The 18,547-nt window shown below is 41.7% G+C and carries 8 protein-coding genes; 6 read left to right on the top strand and 2 right to left on the bottom strand.

What is annotated here, in order from left to right:
• Positions 1-183: 183 nt before the first annotated feature.
• Positions 184-1,059, top strand: coding sequence for a DMT family transporter (locus tag R9C00_18440; GenBank protein ID WPO33684.1), 876 nt, complete (start codon positions 184-186; stop codon positions 1,057-1,059).
• Here R9C00_18440 and R9C00_18435 read toward each other — a convergent pair whose 3' ends face one another.
• Entirely contained in the window at positions 1,060-5,169 is a 4,110-nt protein-coding gene (locus tag R9C00_18435) for a two-component regulator propeller domain-containing protein (GenBank protein ID WPO33683.1), read from the bottom strand.
• A 415-nt stretch (positions 5,170-5,584) separates the two neighbouring features.
• Between R9C00_18435 and R9C00_18430 the strand changes: the two genes are divergently transcribed.
• The 5 genes from R9C00_18430 (at position 5,585) to R9C00_18410 (ending at position 15,796) form a co-directional block, all read left to right on the top strand.
• Positions 5,585-8,587: a SusC/RagA family TonB-linked outer membrane protein gene (locus R9C00_18430; protein WPO33682.1), complete on the top strand. Its 3,003-nt coding sequence runs from the start codon at positions 5,585-5,587 to the stop codon at positions 8,585-8,587.
• Between the two features lie 18 nt (positions 8,588-8,605).
• On the top strand, positions 8,606-10,162 hold the full coding sequence (locus tag R9C00_18425; GenBank protein ID WPO33681.1) for a RagB/SusD family nutrient uptake outer membrane protein: 1,557 nt from the start codon (positions 8,606-8,608) through the stop codon (positions 10,160-10,162).
• Positions 10,163-10,167: 5 nt separating this feature from the next.
• Positions 10,168-11,883, top strand: a complete 1,716-nt coding sequence (locus tag R9C00_18420; GenBank protein WPO33680.1) for a SusE domain-containing protein — start codon at positions 10,168-10,170, stop codon at positions 11,881-11,883.
• An 84-nt stretch (positions 11,884-11,967) separates the two neighbouring features.
• A complete protein-coding gene (locus tag R9C00_18415; protein WPO33679.1) occupies positions 11,968-13,182 on the top strand; it encodes a glycosyl hydrolase 53 family protein in 1,215 nt (404 codons plus the stop codon).
• 70 nt (positions 13,183-13,252) lie between these two features.
• Positions 13,253-15,796, top strand: coding sequence for a membrane or secreted protein (locus R9C00_18410; GenBank protein WPO33678.1), 2,544 nt, complete (start codon positions 13,253-13,255; stop codon positions 15,794-15,796).
• Positions 15,797-15,911: 115 nt separating this feature from the next.
• Here R9C00_18410 and R9C00_18405 read toward each other — a convergent pair whose 3' ends face one another.
• Positions 15,912-18,275: a glycoside hydrolase family 2 TIM barrel-domain containing protein gene (locus R9C00_18405; protein ID WPO33677.1), complete on the bottom strand. Its 2,364-nt coding sequence runs from the start codon at positions 18,273-18,275 to the stop codon at positions 15,912-15,914.
• Positions 18,276-18,547: the final 272 nt, after the last annotated feature.

Raw genomic sequence — 18,547 nt, 5'->3', positions numbered from 1 at the left:
TCGCTCTAAGGAGTGTAAAGAACCAAAATAAACTAAAGCTACAATTAACATTTGCCCCGTCTTTTGGCGGGGCATTTTTTTGGTTTTGGGCAAACTGAAATTACCGCACCCTTGTTGTAAGAGCTTACATTGTGGGGGAAAGTATTTATTCTCTACAGGTTTGATGAACAAAAAACTGAAAAGGTGATATTTACAAAAGGTGTTTGGTATATGTTTGGGGCAGTGTTTTTCTTTAGCTGCATGGGGTTGCTGGTAAAGCTTGCCCAACACATTCCTGCCGTAGAGGTAGTGTTTTTCCGTTCTCTTATATCCTTGGTTATGAGTGTTACGATGCTCAAAGTGCAAAAGGTCTCTATTTGGGGGAATAATAAAAAGTATTTGATCTTGAGAGGAGTGGCAGGTGCTATCGCGCTCATTCTTTACTTTATCACGTTGCAAGCCATTCCTTTGGCAAGTGCCGTTATGCTCGGGTTTATTGCCCCTGTTTTCGCCACTTTGCTGGGAGTCTTTATTGTAAAAGAGAAGGTGTACAAACTCCAATGGGTATTTTTCCTATTGGCATTTGTAGGGATTTTCTTGGTAGAAGGCTTTGACCCAAGGGTAAAATGGATTTATATTTTATTTGGTTTGATAGCGTCATTTTCCTCAGGGTTGGCGCATAATTTCATTAGAAAGCTCAAAACTTCGGAACATCCTCTTGTAATTATTTTTTATTTCCCGCTCATTACCCTACCTCTTACAGGTCTGTACTGCCTCTTTTTTGAGTGGAAAACTCCTATGGGTTGGGATTGGCTTTTGTTGCTTGGTATAGGCTTGCTCACGCAAATAGCCCAGTACCTCATGACCAAATCGCTGCAAATAGAAGCCCTGTCCAAAGTGGTGATCATCCGTTATACAAGTATCGTTTTTGCCCTCAGCTTTGGCTATATCTTTTTTGAAGAAACCTATGGTTGGGTAGCTTATATCGGTATGATGCTTTCAATTTTAGGTGTGGCTCTTAACCTTTGGTATAGGCAGTTCAGGCTCAACAAAGTAAGCAAAACTTCCTTGGCAGGGTGATTAAAAAACAGTTTTCTTCCCCATATTTTCTTGGTACTTTTTGGGGGGAAGACCATATTCTGCTTTAAAGCATTTTGAAAAGTAAGAAAGGCTAGAGAAGCCTACATCGTACATAATATCGGTAATATTCCCTTCTTTATTTTGTAGGAGGATAGAAGCTTTTTTCAATCTATATTTTTTGATAATTTCGTTTGCAGAATGATCGGTAGTCGCTTTTAGTTTTCGGTACAAATGAGTGGAGCTCATTGCCATCTCATTGCTGATCATTTCCACGGATAGGTTCGAATTGGAGATGTTGGCTTCTATTATATCCATCACCTGTTTTACAAATTTGGTGTCCTCATTGTTCATAGCGTCAGGGTCTGAGGGCAAGCGGATCAGCTCATTATTGAAGTAGTTGGTTAGTTCTTCTGTTCGGTGGATAAGATGGTCTATATAGGCTTCAAGTAGGTCAATTTCAAAAGGTTTGGTAATATAGGCATCTGCCCCTTTTCTAATTCCCTCTACCCTTTGGGAGGTGAGGCTTTTTGCCGTGAGCAAAATAATGCCTACATGGCTTGTTTTGGGGTTTTCCTTCACTTTTCCACAGAAAGTAAGCCCGTCCATAATGGGCATCATAATATCGCTGACTATCACTTGGGGTAAAAAACTATTGGCTTTTACTAAGCCTTCCTCGCCGTTTTCAGCCGAAATAAAATTATATTTGTGGCTTAGGCTATTTCTGATGAATTCTACAATATCATTGTTGTCTTCAATGAGCAAGACCAAAGGCTTGTCAGATTCTAGGTCGAATTGAAATTGGGTAGAGCCACCTTTCCTGCCATGTACCGATTTTTTTGCCAGCAGGTTAATGTTTTCATTCGAGTCTATGGTCTCCATAGGCAAATGTTTTGTGCCCAGTGGCAAGAGGGCGGTGAACGTTGTCCCTTGGTCTACTTCGCTTTCTACTTTTATGCTGCCATGGTGGAGCTCTACATATTCAGCGGCGAGGGTAAGCCCAATCCCACTGCTCGATCCCATTTTTTTTCCATCTTTCGTTTGGTAAAACCGCTCAAAAATCTTCGTTTGTTCTTCGGGAGAAATACCAATTCCAGTATCGCTTATTTTAAATACAATTGCCCCTTCTTTTAGCTCTTGGCTTGCTTCATCTATGTCGATTGTTAGTTCCACTTTGCCTCCGTTTGGGGTGAATTTGAATGCGTTGGATAAAAGGTTGAAAAGAACAGTTTCTATTTTTTCGGCATCTACCCATGTAGTTTGCTCAGGGATTTTATTGCTGAAAGTAAGCTCAATATCGTGCCTCTTAGCCTTGTCGGTAAATAGGGAAACTACTTCTTGGCAAAACGACACCATTTCGACTTGTGATACATTGAGTTGAAGAGTATCGGTTTCTATTTTGTTGAAATCCAAGATTTGGTTCACTAGCTTCAAGAGTCTTCTTGAATTTTTTTCCGCAAGGGAGATCAGGTTTTCGTTTTTCTCGTTCAGATCTCCACCTTTTTGTATTTCATGGATGGGCGGCAATATCAGGCTAATTGGTGTTCTCAGTTCATGCGAAATATTTGTAAAAAAATGCTCCTTCGTTTTTTCAATTTCCTTGGCATGCTCATTTTCGAGAAGTGTGATTTTTAGCTCATTTTTGAGGTGTACCCGTTGCGAATAGATGCGAAGTGCATAATAAATTGCTAGAACGGCAAGGATAATATAAGCAGCAATGAAGAATTTGCTGAGGAAAAACGGTGGGGAGACGGTAAGGCTCAGCGAAGCTTCGTTTCCATTCAGGTCCCCAAAGTTATTAGATCCTTTTACTTTGAATATGTAGTTTCCTACGGGCAATTTTGAGTAGCTTGCAATATTTTTTGCCCCCGATACATATTTCCAATCTTCGTCAAATCCTTCGAGCTTGTAGGCGTAAAAATTTGTTTCTGGTTGCCAGAAAAACAAGGAAGAGAATTCGAAAGAAACAGATCTTTCTTGGTATTCTAGCTCTATAGACGACGTGAAGGGAATGTCTTTAATAAGGAGATTGTTTTCCTCGCTTACAAATAATTTTTTGTTGTTGACTTCTAAGCTGGTAATATAAACCGGAGGTTTGTAACGGTTGGGCACAACGTTTTTTGGGTCAAAAACGATAAATCCATTGTCACCTCCAAAAATCAATTCTCCCTTTTTGTCAATAGCAGCGCACCCATAATAAAAGTTGTTGATAGGGAGGTTCTTATCGAGCGGGTAAATATCAATATGATAATTGTTGGGAGATATTTTTAGTAATGAGGTGTTTGACGAACCCCATATATTCCCATTGTCATCTTCTATCAAACTAGTGAGGATAATTTCAACCCCTGTGTTTATTGGGTAAAATTCTGCTCTGCCGTATTTTGGGGAATACTGGATGAAACCGTTGCTTGTGGTTGCCCATAAATCTCCTTTATTGGAAAAATAAATACTGTAAATTGTTTTGTTTGCAGCAACTTCATCAAATGCCGTTACCGATGTTGCCTTGAGGGTAGAAGGGTCAACTTTTAGTAGTTTGTCATTTTCATTATACCATAAATACCCTCTTCCAAAAATATGCTTTTCAGAGCCAGTACTTAAGTTTTTTACAGGTATAAAACGGATGTTCTCAAGGGTTTGGAAGTCTCCATCTATTTTGAAGACTCCACCATGCCAATAGCTTACCCAAAGTGTACCGTCGGGTTGTTGGGAAAAATTTCCTACATAGTTGGACGTAAGCCCATTTTTGTCCGATGCCGTTATGCTGGTCATCGTATTGGTGTTTTTATCCCAAACGTTTATTCCCCCTGCTGTACCTATCCATATCCGTCCGTAAATATCCTCTTCTAGGGCATAAACATTGTTGAGCAAGATTTTCCGAGGGCTAGGGGAGTCCGTGCTAAATGTCGTTTTTTTTCCAGTACGCTTATTTATAAGTTCCACACCGTATTGGGTGGCCAACCAGTAATTGCCTTCAGAATCAATCAAAATTGACTTTACCTGATTCCCAATAACCAATTGGTCAAAACTGTGCGAGACTTCTTGGAAAGAATAGAAATTACTGTGCTTGTTTACCCGAGCCAGTCCATTGGAAGTGGCAAACCAGATGATGCCGCCAGCATCTTCAAAAATTTGCCAAATAACATTGCTGGTAATTGAATAGGGTTTCTTTGGGTTATGGAAATGGACATTGAGGCTATTCTTTTTTGTGTCTACTATATTGAGACCGAAATCAGTTCCAAGCCATAGCTTTTCTTCCGCATCGGTATAAACACATTTAATAACCTCGTTGCTAAATTTAATTTCTTCCTTGCTTAATTTTTCTATTACAAATGTATGTGTATTAAGAAGGTGAATGCCTGTTTCGGTACCTATCCAAATTAAAGAATCTGCTTGGGTAGAAAAAGGCTTAATGTCCAGTATCAAGTTGTTTTCAGGAATGCTTGGTTTGTCCAGTTCAATGCTGCGAATCTTTTTTGTATTTGGGTCTAGCCTGTTCAACCCATTGTAAGTACCCACCCAGAGTATTCCTTTATCGTCTTCGTAAAGGCTTCGGACCATATTATGGCTCAGTGCGCTATTGTGTTTGTCAAAAAGTGTCTGCGTTTGAGAGTCCAGTTCATAGCGAACCAGTCCATTTCCAGTTCCTACCCAAAGGATATTATTCTTTCCCAAATGGAGCGTCCGTACCACTTCAGAGCTATCTAGTTTTATGCGGGTGACTTCAAAAGTTTCGGTGTTGACTTTGCACAACCCACCCCAGCTCCCTACCCAAACATAACCTCCCTGTGCCACTATTGCAGTGAGCTCGTTGGAGGGTAATGAATTTTGGGATATATCTTTCTTGAAAACATCGAAGTCATAGCCATCGTATCTTGCCAACCCACCACCTGTAGCTACCCAGAGGAACCCATGCTTATCTTGGGCAATTCCCGCCATAATATTGGAAGGAAGCCCATCTTTCATTGATAATGTGGAAAAAAACAAGTCTTCGGCTTTACTGCTATGGCTTAGGGCTACAAGAAGCCATGAGAGTAGCCCCAGCCCTTTCAACGTAGTTTCGAAAGGGCGGTTAATGGAAGATAGGGTGTAATATAAATAATAGAGAAAATTCATCTTTATATGACTTAGACAAAAGTTAGCTGGGTTCAGTTTACCCGTTTGTAAAGCCTATGTACTAAAGTAATGTTGTTGGAATAACAAATATACTCAGCTAAGAATAGGGTAGATCATTGGAGGCCATTAAAATAAATACTGCTTGGGAATAAGCTCAGGAATAACGTTTTTTTTTGAACCGAACCGAAAGGATAGTGCTTGTGTTTTTTAGGATGTTTTTGAACGAAATAAAAAAAGGAGCTTGCTTTTAAGGTTGAATGTTTTTTTAGTAAAACTCGATTTTTTAGCTTGAAATCTGTTTTTCGCTAGCCCAATGTGCTAAAATTCATACTTTCTGTAAGATTCGTTGCGCTTGATGATCTCGCTCAAAATTACCTTTGAAAGGTAAAATTAACATCAACATAAGCGTACGAAAATGAGAAGACGATTACAATTGATTTGTTTGCTCATGTTTACTTCCACAATTATTTATGGACAAGTAACCATATCAGGAAAAGTAACTACAGCAGAAGACGGAAGCTCTCTTCCCGGTGTAAGTATCCTTGAAAAAGGAACGAACAAAGGGACTGTCACAAACATAGAGGGCGAGTACACGCTCACGGTAGCAGATGATGCAACTTTGGTATTTTCTTTTGTGGGTTTTGTAACCCAAGAAGTAAGTGTTTCTGGCAGGAGTAGTTTAGATATCGTGCTCGATTTGGATATTACTGCATTGCAAGAAGTAGTAGTAATTGGGTACGGTGAAGTACAAAAAGACGACCTCACCGGAGCGGTAGCCACTATTGGTACCAAAGAATTCAACCAAGGGGTCACTACTTCCCCTCAAGATTTATTGACCGGGCGAGTAGCCGGCGTAACAGTAACAAGCGCAGGTGGTGCACCTGGCAGTGCCTCTACTATCCGTATCAGGGGTGGCTCTTCTCTAGGAGGTGCTACAAATGATCCTCTCATCGTAATAGATGGCTTCCCTCTGGACGATGGCAACGTAAGTGGATTATCCAATCCACTCAATACGCTCAATCCCAACGATATAGAATCGTTCACCATTTTGAAAGATGCCTCAGCAGCAGCTATCTATGGCTCTAGGGCTTCGAACGGTGTAATTATTATTACCACCAAAAAGGGAAAAGAAGGCAAGCTAAAGCTCAATCTCAACAGTCAGGTTTCGGTAAGTTCTCCTATCAAGTATGTGGACGTACTAAGCGGAGACGAGTACCGTACCCTGATCAATGACCTTAACGAGTCAGGTTTTTCAGGGATTGATGAAACGGTGATGGCCCGATTGGGGGAGGAAAATACGGACTGGCAAAAAGAGATATTTAGAGATGCCATCTCTCACAACCATAACTTGAGCGCCAATGGTATGGTAAAAGGTATCCCTTTTAGGGCATCTTATGGGTATACCGACGAGCAAGGTATTTTGAAAACAACTTCGGCAAAAAGGCATTCTCTGTCTTTGAACCTAAGCCCAACGTTTTTGAATGATAACTTAAAGGTCAACCTGAACGCTAAGGGAACATTTGCCCACTCCAACTTTGGGGATGAGGGAGCTGTTGGCCAAGCGGTTAATTTTGATCCTACCCAACCAGTGTATAATGGGAACTCAAAGTATGGTGGTTATTTTGCCTATACCACCACTACACTTCCCGACGGTAGTATGGATCTAGAAGGTCCTGCCAATACATTTGTGAGCAATCCCGTTGCCTCGCTTGCGCTAAGAGATAATCAATCTGATGTAAGCAGGCTTATTGGAAATGTTCAGCTAGACTACAAGCTTCCCTTCTTACCAGAGCTAAGGGCAAACCTCAATTTAGGTATGGATAAAACCGACACAGATGGCTTTGACAACGCATTGCCAGGTTCTACATGGACATACCGCGATTATACAGGAGACAATGGAAGGTTGAGGGATTATACTAATGAAACCAGCTCTGAACTGCTCGATTTTTACCTGAATTACAACAAAACATTTGGTACGAGTAAACTAGATGTAACAGGTGGATATTCTTGGCAGCATTTTGAAAGAGGAGGTACTGCTTTTGACCGTAATGGCGATGAAAACCAAATAGTAGAGGATTCTCAGTTTAAGTCAGAAAACTTTTTGGTGTCCTTCTTTGGTCGTGCTATCTACACACTCAACGATAAATACATTGCAACGGCAACCGTGAGAAGGGATGGTTCTTCTAGGTTTACAGGCGATAATCAATGGGGTACTTTCCCAGCGTTAGCCTTTGCTTGGAAAATAAACGAAGAAGGTTTTTTGTCCGAATCTGAAGTGGTTTCTAACATGAAACTTAGGTTAGGATACGGTATCACAGGGCAGCAAGGTCTTTCTCCCGATTTATCGGACCCTTACTATCCTGCTTTGGCCAAGTACCAAAGGAGTATAGGCGGCGCTTCTTACCAATTTGGAGATTCGTTTATCAATACACTTCGCCCTTCGGCTTACGACGCCAACCTGAAGTGGGAAGAAACAACGACTATCAATGCAGGTATTGACTTTGGTTTCTTAGAAGATAAGTTGATTGGTAGTATCGATGTTTACCAGCGTGAAACACAAGATGTGCTCAACAGGATTCCAATAGCCGATGGCAGCAACTTTGGCAATTACCTCATTACAAATGTAGGTACGATGGAAATAAAAGGATATGAGGTTTCATTGACAGCTAGACCAATCACTACAAATGATATTTCATGGTCTATTTCGGCTAACCTTTCTTACAACAACCGAGAGATCACCAAGCTTAATAAAACGGATGACCCTTCTGATCCGGGTGTAAATGTTGGCGGTATTTCAGGTGGTGTTGGTAATAATATCCAAATTCATACAGTAGGGAATGCGCCCAATTCTTTTTATACATTCCAACAAGTATATGATGAGAGCGGGCAACCAGTAGAAGGTTTGTATGTGGATCGCTCTGGAGAAGGTGGGGAAGTGATAAGTAATGAATTCAATAAATATCACAATAGAAACCCCAATGCGGATTATTTGATAGGTATCAATTCGAGGTTAGCATACAAACAACTCGACTTCTCTTTTTCAGGTCGCATAAGCTTGAATAATTATGTGTATAACAATGGATTGTCTAATAATACCTACTCAGGTTTATACGATGCAACTGGTTACTTCTCAAATATTCGCACCGAAGCGGCTGACTTGGGTTTTGTAAACCCTCAATACTGGTCAGACTACTACGTGCAAGATGCATCGTTCTTCAAAATGGATAATATAAGTGTAGGCTACAGTTTTGAGGACTTGTGGACAAGTGATATTGACGCAAGGTTGAGCCTTACTGTTCAAAATGCTTTTATTATCACAGACTACAAAGGAATTGACCCAGAAGTAGAAGGAGGCATAGATAATAACATCTACCCAAGACCAAGGACTATCCTCTTTGGAGTCAATCTTAATTTCTAAGCTTAAAGACATAAAGAAATGAAAAGAATAATCATAAAAACAGCAATGGTTGTTGCTACTGCACTTTTGGTAAGTGCGTGTGTGGGCGATCTAGATGTAGTGCCAATAGACCCTAATGTGGTAAGTTCGGAAAATGTCTATAAAACCACCGAAGATTATAAAGAAGGCTTGGCCAAGCTTTATGCAACGTTTGCCCTAAGCGGCCAGCAGGGTCCAGCAGGTCAGGCAGATATTGAAGGGATTGACGAAGGCTTTGGTAATTATTTGCGCCAGTATTGGAACCATCAGGAATTGACTACCGATGAAGCGGTTTTGTCTTGGAACGATGCCACTATCAAAGATTTTCACTGGCATACATGGACACCAACGGATGTGTTTGTAGCTGCCATGCATTCTCGAATTATGTACACCGTGGCACTTTCCAATGAGTTCATTCGCCTAACGGCGGGTAGCGAAGATGCCGATATACAAACGTTTAATGCAGAAGCTAGGTTTTTAAGGGCATTAGCGTATTCCCATGGAATTGATTTGTTTGGTACGATGCCCTTCGTTACTGAAGAGGACCTGCCAGGCGCATTTTTTCCCGATAGAATTACACGAGGTGATCTGTTTGATTACGTAGTTGGGGAACTGCAAGCCATTGAGCCATTGGTTGGCGATGCAGGTTTTGAATACGGGAGAGCAGATAAAGGTGCGGTTTGGATGTTGCTTGGCAAGCTGTACTTGAATGCGGAAGTGTATAAAGGAGTTGCCATGTACGATGAGGCTATTGCAGTGTTGGACAAAGTGATCAATGGTCCTTATTCTATTTCTACTCAGTATTTGCACACTTTTGTGGCAGATAACCATACTAGCCCAGAAATGATTTTACCTATTACCTACGACGGTGTAAATACACAAACATTTGGCGGGATGGTGTACTTGGTGCATTCTCAAATAGGTGGCTCTATGGATGCTCAGGGTATGTTTGGCACTGCTGATGCTTGGGCTGGGCTGAGGACTACTTCTGCTTTGGTCAATAAGTTTGATATGGACAATGACAAACGTGCCTTATTCTGGACGGATGGACAGTCTTTGGAAATCAACGATATCGGGCTTTTTACCGACGGTTATGCCATTACAAAGTTCAGAAACAGGAAATTGGATGGAACTCCTTCCGATTCACAGCACAATGTTCAGGTAGATACCGACTGGCCGATGTTCCGCTTGGCCGATGCTTACCTTATGTATGCCGAAGCGGTGCTAAGAGGTGGAACTGGAGGTTCAAGAGCCTTGGCACTTGGCTATGTGAATGAACTGAGGGAAAGAGCTTATGGCGATGCTTCAGGAAATATCGCAGATGGAGAGTTGACGCTTGATTTTATTTTGGATGAGCGTGCAAGAGAGTTGTTTTGGGAAGGACATAGAAGAACGGATTTGATCCGCTTTGGGCAGTTTACCAATGGAAGCTACCAGTGGCCCTGGAAAGGGAAAGTAGCTGAAGGTGTAGCTACTTCTTCTCATAGAAACCTTTTCCCAGTACCTGCTGCACAAATTTCGGCAAACCCTAATCTTATCCAAAACCCTGAATATTAAGAAATATGAAAAAGCTCTTATATATATACTTACTCATTGCCTACTCGGTTTTTCTTGGTTCTTGCCAAGAAGATCTGGTGGAGAAGGCAACGCTCAAATCATCGGTAGAGGCGAATAATTTAGATGCCCTTGCTTCAGATTCTTATACATTTTTGTTCGAAAATGCAGAAAGCGCCTTCGAACCATTCAAATGGAGTCCAAGTGATTTTGGGTTTTCCGCTTCGGTAACCTACAAAGTTCAAGTTGCATTAGCGGGAGCTAGTTTTTCTACTGTGCAAGAGTTGGGCACTACGCAAGAATTAACCCTGACCACAGCAATAGGTGAGATCAACAAGGCTCTTTTGGCACTTGGTGCTGCACCTGAGCAGCCTGTGGAAGTAGAGTTCAGGGTTGTATCTCAAATAAACGATAATGTGAAACCTGTTTATTCGGGTGTCATTAGCACAACTATTACTCCTTATTCCGTGGTTTTCCCCCCAATCTATATGATAGGAGGGGCTATAGGCTGGGATTTGGCGAAAGCCGTAGAATTGGTAAGCACAGGACCTGGTGAATACGAAGGAGTTGGGGCGTTTGTGAACGGTGAAACATTTCGGTTTTTCGAGACTCCATCGTGGGATGCTCCGCAAATAAATGCGGATGATTTTGCTGGAGGAGCTATCCCTGCCGAATTTGAAAATGCAGGTGATGACGATGCTAACTTTAGGTATACAGGAACGGACGGTAGCTATGCTATTTATATCAATGTAAATACAAAAACGATTACCCTTTCTCCTCCTCCTACTTTGTACATTATAGGTTCTGATCAGGGTTGGGATTTGGCAAATGCTTTTTCCTTGACCGCAGTTGGGCCTAATACATTCAAAGGCACTACTACTTTTGCAAACGGAGGTATTTGGAGATTCTTCGAATTGCCAGACTGGGGCGCTACCCAATACAACTTCGATTACTTTGCAGATGGCACTGTCCCTTCGGACTTGACCAGCGATGGTGGAGGCGATGCTAACTTTTCCTTTGGAGGGGCATCTGGGACGTACGAAATCACTGTGTCGTTGACTGAAAAAACGATTACGATGGAAGTGGGGGAAATTATAGAACCGGAGCCTGAGCCAGATGGAAGCAGTTTATTCATTATAGGTGATGACCAGGGTTGGGATCTTGCATCGGCTTTGCAACTAGAAAATAAGGGAGACGGCGTGTTTGAAGTGATTGGCAATTTTACCAATGGGAATATGTGGAGGTTGTTTGATGAAGCAGAGTGGAGCGCAACCCAATACGGGTACAGTTACTTCACTGGGGGCGTAACGGGTGACCTTGGGGATAAGGGTGACGGTGATTCAAACTTCCTTTTCAATGGTGCGACAGGAATTTATAAAATCACTGTCGATTTGGAAAATAAGACCATTGCGGCCGAGTCGGCAACTGCACCTACTTTGTTTGTGGCCGGAGATAATACCAGCTGGGCTTTTGAAGGTCTAACTTGGGTAAACGGGGGCAAGTTTACCGGAAGCTTAACTTTAGAAGTTGGGAACACTTTCAGGTTTTTCGGTACGAATGACTGGGTAGATCCTCAATATGGCTATAGCCATTTTACAGAAGGGAGCAGCGATGTGTTAGGCGATAAAGCCGATCCAGACAGTAATTTTGAGGTAGTTGGGGCAGCTGGTACTTATACTGTTGAAATAGACCTATTTGGAAAAGTGCTCTTACTTAGCCAATAAAAATATAGTTGAAGTGACCGTTTTTTCATTGAGAAGGGCGGTCATTTTTTTTTGTTTATTTATTGAAAGAAAAATATAAGATAGATGGCTTTACTTAAAAAAAACAACTTCATTTTATCTGCGATCTTTTTGGTGTTTTTTGTGAATTGTAGTGGGACTGATGATCCGGAGCCTATTGATCTGCCTGAAGAACCTACTGAAACATCAACATTTTACTTTGGAGCAGATTTATCCTATGTCAATCAAATCTTAGATAAAGGAGGGGTTTACCTCAATGAAGGTGTGGCGGAAGATCCATATACCACGTTCGGGAAGAAGGGTGCTAATTTGGCAAGGTTCAGGTTATGGCATAACCCTGCGTGGACCAAAGAAGTTTATGGAGGGTCGGGGACACAGTTGTACAACGATCTTTTGGATGTGGAAAAATCTATTCGTTTGGCTAAAGCCCAAGGAATGGAGGTATTGTTGGATTTCCATTACTCCGACGATTGGGCAGATCCTGAAAATCAAAAAATTCCTGCGGCTTGGATGGATATAACAAACATTTCCGTATTAGCAGATTCGGTTTATCAATATACCTTCAATACACTAAGCTACTTGGAAGAAAAGGGCTTGATGCCTGAAATGATTCAAGTGGGAAATGAGACCAATTGCGGCATGTTGTTTTCCAATGCGCCTGCTGCTTTTCCATCTTGCAATGTGTGCGATGATGGTTGGAGTAATATGCAGCAAGTAGTGAACAGTGCTATTGCTGCTATTAGAAAAGTTGCCGAAACGTCTGATATTGAGCCCAAAGTCATCCTCCACGTCGCCGACCCAAAAAACGTAAAGTGGTGGTTTGATAACATCACCAAGAATAACGTTGTTTCGGATTTTGATATCATCGGGTTTTCTTATTACCCAATTTGGCATACCCAAGTAAGCTTGCCCCAACTGAAATCGACCATTGCTGGTTTCAAATCTACTTTCAATAAAGATGTAATGATTTTAGAAGTAGCCTACCCCTGGATCACCGAAGGAAATGATAGCTATAACAACTTGTTTGGCGGGAGCGGAATGGTCTCAGGCTATCCATTTACCCTAGAAGGGCACAAGAATATCATGAAAGATATTACGCAAAGTGTAGTAGATGGCGGAGGTATCGGAGTGATTTATTGGGAGCCGGCATGGGTCACTTCCCAGCTGAAAGATAGATGGGGAACGGGTTCTTCTTGGGAAAACAATGCTTTTTACGATTATAAAGGAAATGCCAATCAGGGTTTTGACTTTATGGATTTAGACTATGGGCTAGACGATTAAGAGCAACCTTCTCTATTCTGATTTCTTACAGGTATTCAGTTTTGCTAAATACCGCTTTTAAAATATGATTATGAAAAAGACAATTACACTATTCATTTTTGTGGTATGTGGCTTGGCGGCTTATGCCCAAGATAAACCGGTGACTGTTAATAACCAAGGTGTTATGCTTTGGCCAGACGGTTCGGAAGTCCATGGTTTTGGGGTGAACTATACCGTGCCTTTTGCCCACGCTTATCGTTCGGCGCAAAAGCTGGGTGTCGACCCCAAGAAGGCGATAGACAATGATGTTTACCATTTTGCCCGCCTTGGGTTCGATGCTTTTCGTGTCCATGTGTGGGATACCGAAATCAGTGATTCTGTGGGTAATCTACTTGCGAATGAGCATTTAGAATTATTCGATTATTTGTTGTTCAAACTCAATGAAAGAGGCATCAAGTCTTTGATCACGCCCATTGCTTTTTGGGGAAATGGTTGGCCAGAACCTGACGAAGACACGCCAGGGTTTTCCCACAAATATGGCAAAGCTGATTGCCTTACTAATGAGGCTGCCATTAAAGCTCAGGAAAACTATCTTTTTCAGTTTTTGAACCACATAAATCCTTATACAAGAATAGCCTATAAAAATGACCCGAACATTGTTGCTTTTGAGATAAGTAATGAGCCCCATCATGGAGAGGAAGCAGAAGAAGTGACAGCCTATGTGGGCAAAATGGTGAAGTCTATGAAAAGGACGGGTTGCAAAAAGCCTGTTTTTTATAATGTGAGCCATAGTATTCACTTGGCAGATGCCTATTACAAAGCGGGCATCGACGGAGGGACTTTTCAGTGGTATCCAACAGGACTAGGTTCAAAAGAAGAGCTAGGAGGGAATTTGTTGCCTAATGTAGATAACTATGATGTTCCTTTTAAGGGGTACAAAGGCTTTAGGAAAAAAGCCAAAGTTGTCTATGAATTTGATGCTGCCGATGTTGGCCGCTCGTATATTTACCCAGCCATGGCTCGGAGTTTCAGGACGGCGGGTATCCAATGGGCAACGCATTTTTCTTACGACCCTACTTTTTTGGCTTATGCCAATACGGAATACGATACACATTACATGAACTTGGTCTATGCTCCACAAAAGGCGTTGGCCTTGAAAATTTCCTCGGAGGTTTTTCATAAAATCCCGCTCTACAAAGACTTTGGTTCGTATCCTCAAAATGCTTCTTTCGATGGGTTTTCTGTGAGTTATCAGCAAGATTTGGCTGAATACCTTGGAGACGGAAAGTTCTTTTATACCAACTCAACCAAAACCAAGCCTTCAGGTATAGAGGAGTTGGAAGAAATAGCAGGCTTTGGAAATTCCTCACTGGTGCAGTACGAAGGCCAAGGAGCTTATTTCCTCGATAAACTGGAGGATGGCTTATGGAGACTGGAAGTGTTGCCCGATGCTATTTGGGTGGATAACCTTTTTGGGAAAAACAGCTTGGACAGGACGTTGGCTGTGATCAATTGGCGCAAATGGAACATGTCGGTGAACTTGCCAGATTTGGGCAAGGGTTTTTCTATCAAAGGGATAAATGAAGGCAATACTTTTTCCGCTGAATCGGCAAATTCTTCTTTTGAAGTGCAGCCGGGTACGTATTTACTTTCGCAAAAAGGGAAGGAATACAATAGGAAAGCCGAAGAAAGATTCAAGAATTTTGAACTTGGGGAATTTATTGCACCAAAATCAACCTTGGGTAAAGAATATATGCTACATAGCCCTCCAAGTCAAATAAATGAGAATGAGGTTTATACAATCAAAGCCAAAGTGGTAAGTGCTAGCTTGCCGCAAAGTGTAGAGGTAAAGATTGGGACTTGGAGGCCTAAGTCCTATAAAATGACCCGTGTTTCAGGTTACGATTACGAAGTTCAACTTCCCAAGGAAGCAGTAAAAAGTGGCTTTCTTCACTATTATATTGTGGTGACTGAGGAAACTGGCGAAGTGACCTACCCAGGAGGCAAGGCAGGCAGCCCATCCGATTGGGATTTTGAATGGCAAAACTCATATAAAGTGAGTGTGGTGCCAGTTGGCTCGGCACTTTACTTGTTTAATGCGCTCACCGATTTTGAAGAGTTGAATATGCAATGGATGCCAGGTGTGAAATTTTTGCCTACAGCAGATCCTACAAAAGCAATGTTGAACCTGACTTATGATGAACTTTTTAAGCCAGAGGATAATCCTCAGCCTGACTATTCGCTACGCTACCATTTTGGAAAGAAGGTTTCAGCAAGAGAGACAGAACTTACAAGTTACAAGGAAATTGTGGTTCATGGAAACTCAGTTAAAACCGATACGGCTTGGGTAAAAGTATCCCTGATTACCAGTGAGGCAGAAATATTTGGAGGGATGGTTTGTTTGCACCCTAGCAAGGGAGATTACCGAGTAAAGCTTTCCGAGTTGATAGAAAGCAAGTTGGTGACCTTGCCGCGACCATATCCAGATTTTCTGCCTTATTATTTTGAGTCGGGAAGGGAAGACGCAACTTTTGATATTTCAAAGGTCGAAACCTTGCAGATCTCTATTGATACCTCTCAGGCAATTGGTGATGACAGGTCCGGAGTACAGATCCAAAGTATTCGGTTGGAATAGAGGTTTTTTATGCAAAATTCATGGTGATATGTTACGTAATTCAGAAGCCCTACTAATTTGGTAGGGCTTCTTTGGTGAAGATACTCTTATTAATAGCTGGTGTTTTTTAATTCTGTTATTTCCCGCCTTGGATAGGAATAGTTAGACTACTTTTTACCAAACCTTCCGCTTCAGCGGTAATCGTAATTTCTTTTGTAAAAGAGCTTGTTCTCAATAGGATGGAAGCAATTCCTGCTTCAGCTGTAAAAGGATTTTCCCCAATCAGCTGGGCTTCGTTGCTGCTGATGTTGAATTTAATAGTATGTTGCGCAGTAGGGATTATCGTTCCGTTTTCATCTACCACTTTGGCATAGATAAAAGCTACATCGGCACTGTTTGGGGCTAGGGAAACGCCAGATAGATCTATTTCCAGTTGAATGGCTTTAGCCGTTTTTGGGCTTTTCACAAGGTCTTCGCAGACTTTTTTTCCAGACACAAAGCCTTCTGCCTTCAATTCTCCTGCGTCAAAAGCTGGGATTTCAAACACGAAATAAGGATAGCCGAGGTGGCTGCTGTATTTGTCTAATGTGCTTTTCTGTTTGGCAATTAGTTTTCCATTGAGTGAAAGGGCAACTTCCTCTGTGTTGCTATATACCCGGATTTTTTTAGGTGAGTTTTTGGTCCAGTAGCTGGCAATTTTGACCATCGGTCCGGCTGTAATGCCAGGGTGCGAATAGGTTTCGCTACTTGGGCGTTGGCTTTGGTAGAAATGGTAAGCGAATTTGGGTATACGGAAAATATCGCTGATTCCCGAAGCCTCCAAATCGTCGGCATAACCACGGTTATAATCGAACATTACCCAGTTGGCATGGCCAATTGTTCCTTCTCCTTTTCGGTTGGAATTTGTCGCTTCTTGAAAGTTCATCGCTTGCTGCAACAGTCTGGTTTCGCCATCTCCTCTCAGCTGGCGGCTAGTTCGCTCTGCTTCGCTCAGGTCGGCAAAGGCGGTTTGGTTAAACCCAGCGTTTTGGGCATAATATTCCCAATCCCCATATTCTGCAATGAATACTTTTCTTTTTCCTTCTTTATAAAAATTCCAATAATCAGGAGCTTTGCCATGTTGCCTTGCGGGAATGAACAAATCGTAAGAAGGATGGTCGATCCAGGCCACGCTAAAGATGTCTTTGTAGGGAAGTTCCTCATCGAGGATTTCATTAGCCCTTGTCATATAAGCATCGTCCATGCCCGACTCGTTGAGAGAAATTTCCCAGAAGAAAACACTAGGATGGTTCCGGTCTCTTCTTGCCAAATCTCTGATTTCTTGGTGAGAGTTTTTTACAAATTCTTCGTTGCCAATGAACTGCCAGCCTGAAATACAGTTCATTACAATGATACCTAGCTCATCGCAGGCAGCCAGAAACGCTTCGTCTTGCGGGTAGTGGGAAAGCCTTACTAGGTCAAACCCTGCATTTTTGATCTTCACTGCATCTCTGTATTGGGCACTGTCCGAAATGGCATAACCTACATAAGGATATTCTTGATGGCGGTTTGTCCCTCTTATGAAAATCTTTTCCCCGTTGAGGCGAAAACCATCTTCTGCCAATTCTATTTTTCTAATGCCGGTTCTTGTCTCTACGTGGTCGTTTATTTCTCCATCTACCAATAAGTTGATAGTCGCATTGTACAGCTCAGGAGCTTGAGGCGACCAGAGTTTAGGCTTGGCAATTTCGATGGTTTGTTCTAGCGTAGTGTCACTATTTGCGTAAATTGTCACCTTATTAGAGTTGATGCTGCTAGAACCGATTGAAGCCTTGAACTGAACTCTTTTAGGCTTGTCCGATTCGTTTTTAACATGAATTTTCACTATTCCCTTCGCTATTTCGGGGCTTATTTCCGTAAAATGAATCAATACGCCACCACTGTTAGCCTTGTTTGCATGAACTGCATCGGTGATATATACATCGTTTTTCAGGAGTAATTGGACATCTCTGTAAATACCTCCATAGTAGCTAAAATCAAGTGTGTTGATGGCTTTCCCAGGAGGTATCATGGGATTGTCTTCATTGTTCACCTTCACCAAAATCTCATTATCCTTTCCTTCTGCCAGTTGGTTGGTGAGATCAATCGAAAAAGGTAAAAAACCGCCTTTATGATTGGCTATTTTTACCCCGTTCAGATAAATATTTGCTTCATGCATTACTCCTTCAAAGTAGAGAAATGCTTTTTTCCCTTTTTGAGGACCGAGCTTGAAAGATTTTTTGTACCAAGCCGTTCCTTGCCACATGTCATTTACCACTAAGGGTTCTATTTTCATAGAATGCGGAAGTTGGATTTCTTGCCAAGCTTGATGGTTGGCAGTGTCCTTTAAAAACTTCCATTGTTCATTGAAATCAAGAACAATTCTTTGGTTGGAAGAAGCCGAACCTGTGGGGTTAGAGCAACTGCTAATAAATAGGGTAGATACAAAAAACAGGACAAAAGTAAGGTAAGGAAGTTTCATGAATCATTGATAATTAAGGTGGTGGTTATGTTGAAATGATGTACCTACAATGGTCGAAAAAATCTTCTAGACAAAGCAAAAAAAAATGACCAAGAACTTGTAAAAACCATACATAAGAGGGTCTGATGGTGGTTTTTCGATGGATTGGGGGAAATAGCACAAGAGTATGGAGTGTAGTTGGTTCAGGTGAATTGATGCATGTCCTTAATTATAAATTAGTGGTAAGGTTGAGTGTTTCCAATCTAAAAATCTATTTTTAAGTAATAGTTTTA

This window comes from Flammeovirgaceae bacterium SG7u.111, from assembly GCA_034044135.1.
GTDB lineage: Bacteria > Bacteroidota > Bacteroidia > Cytophagales > Flammeovirgaceae.
Note: the sequence above shows the minus strand (reverse complement) of the source record. Positions and strands in the feature narration are given on the sequence as shown.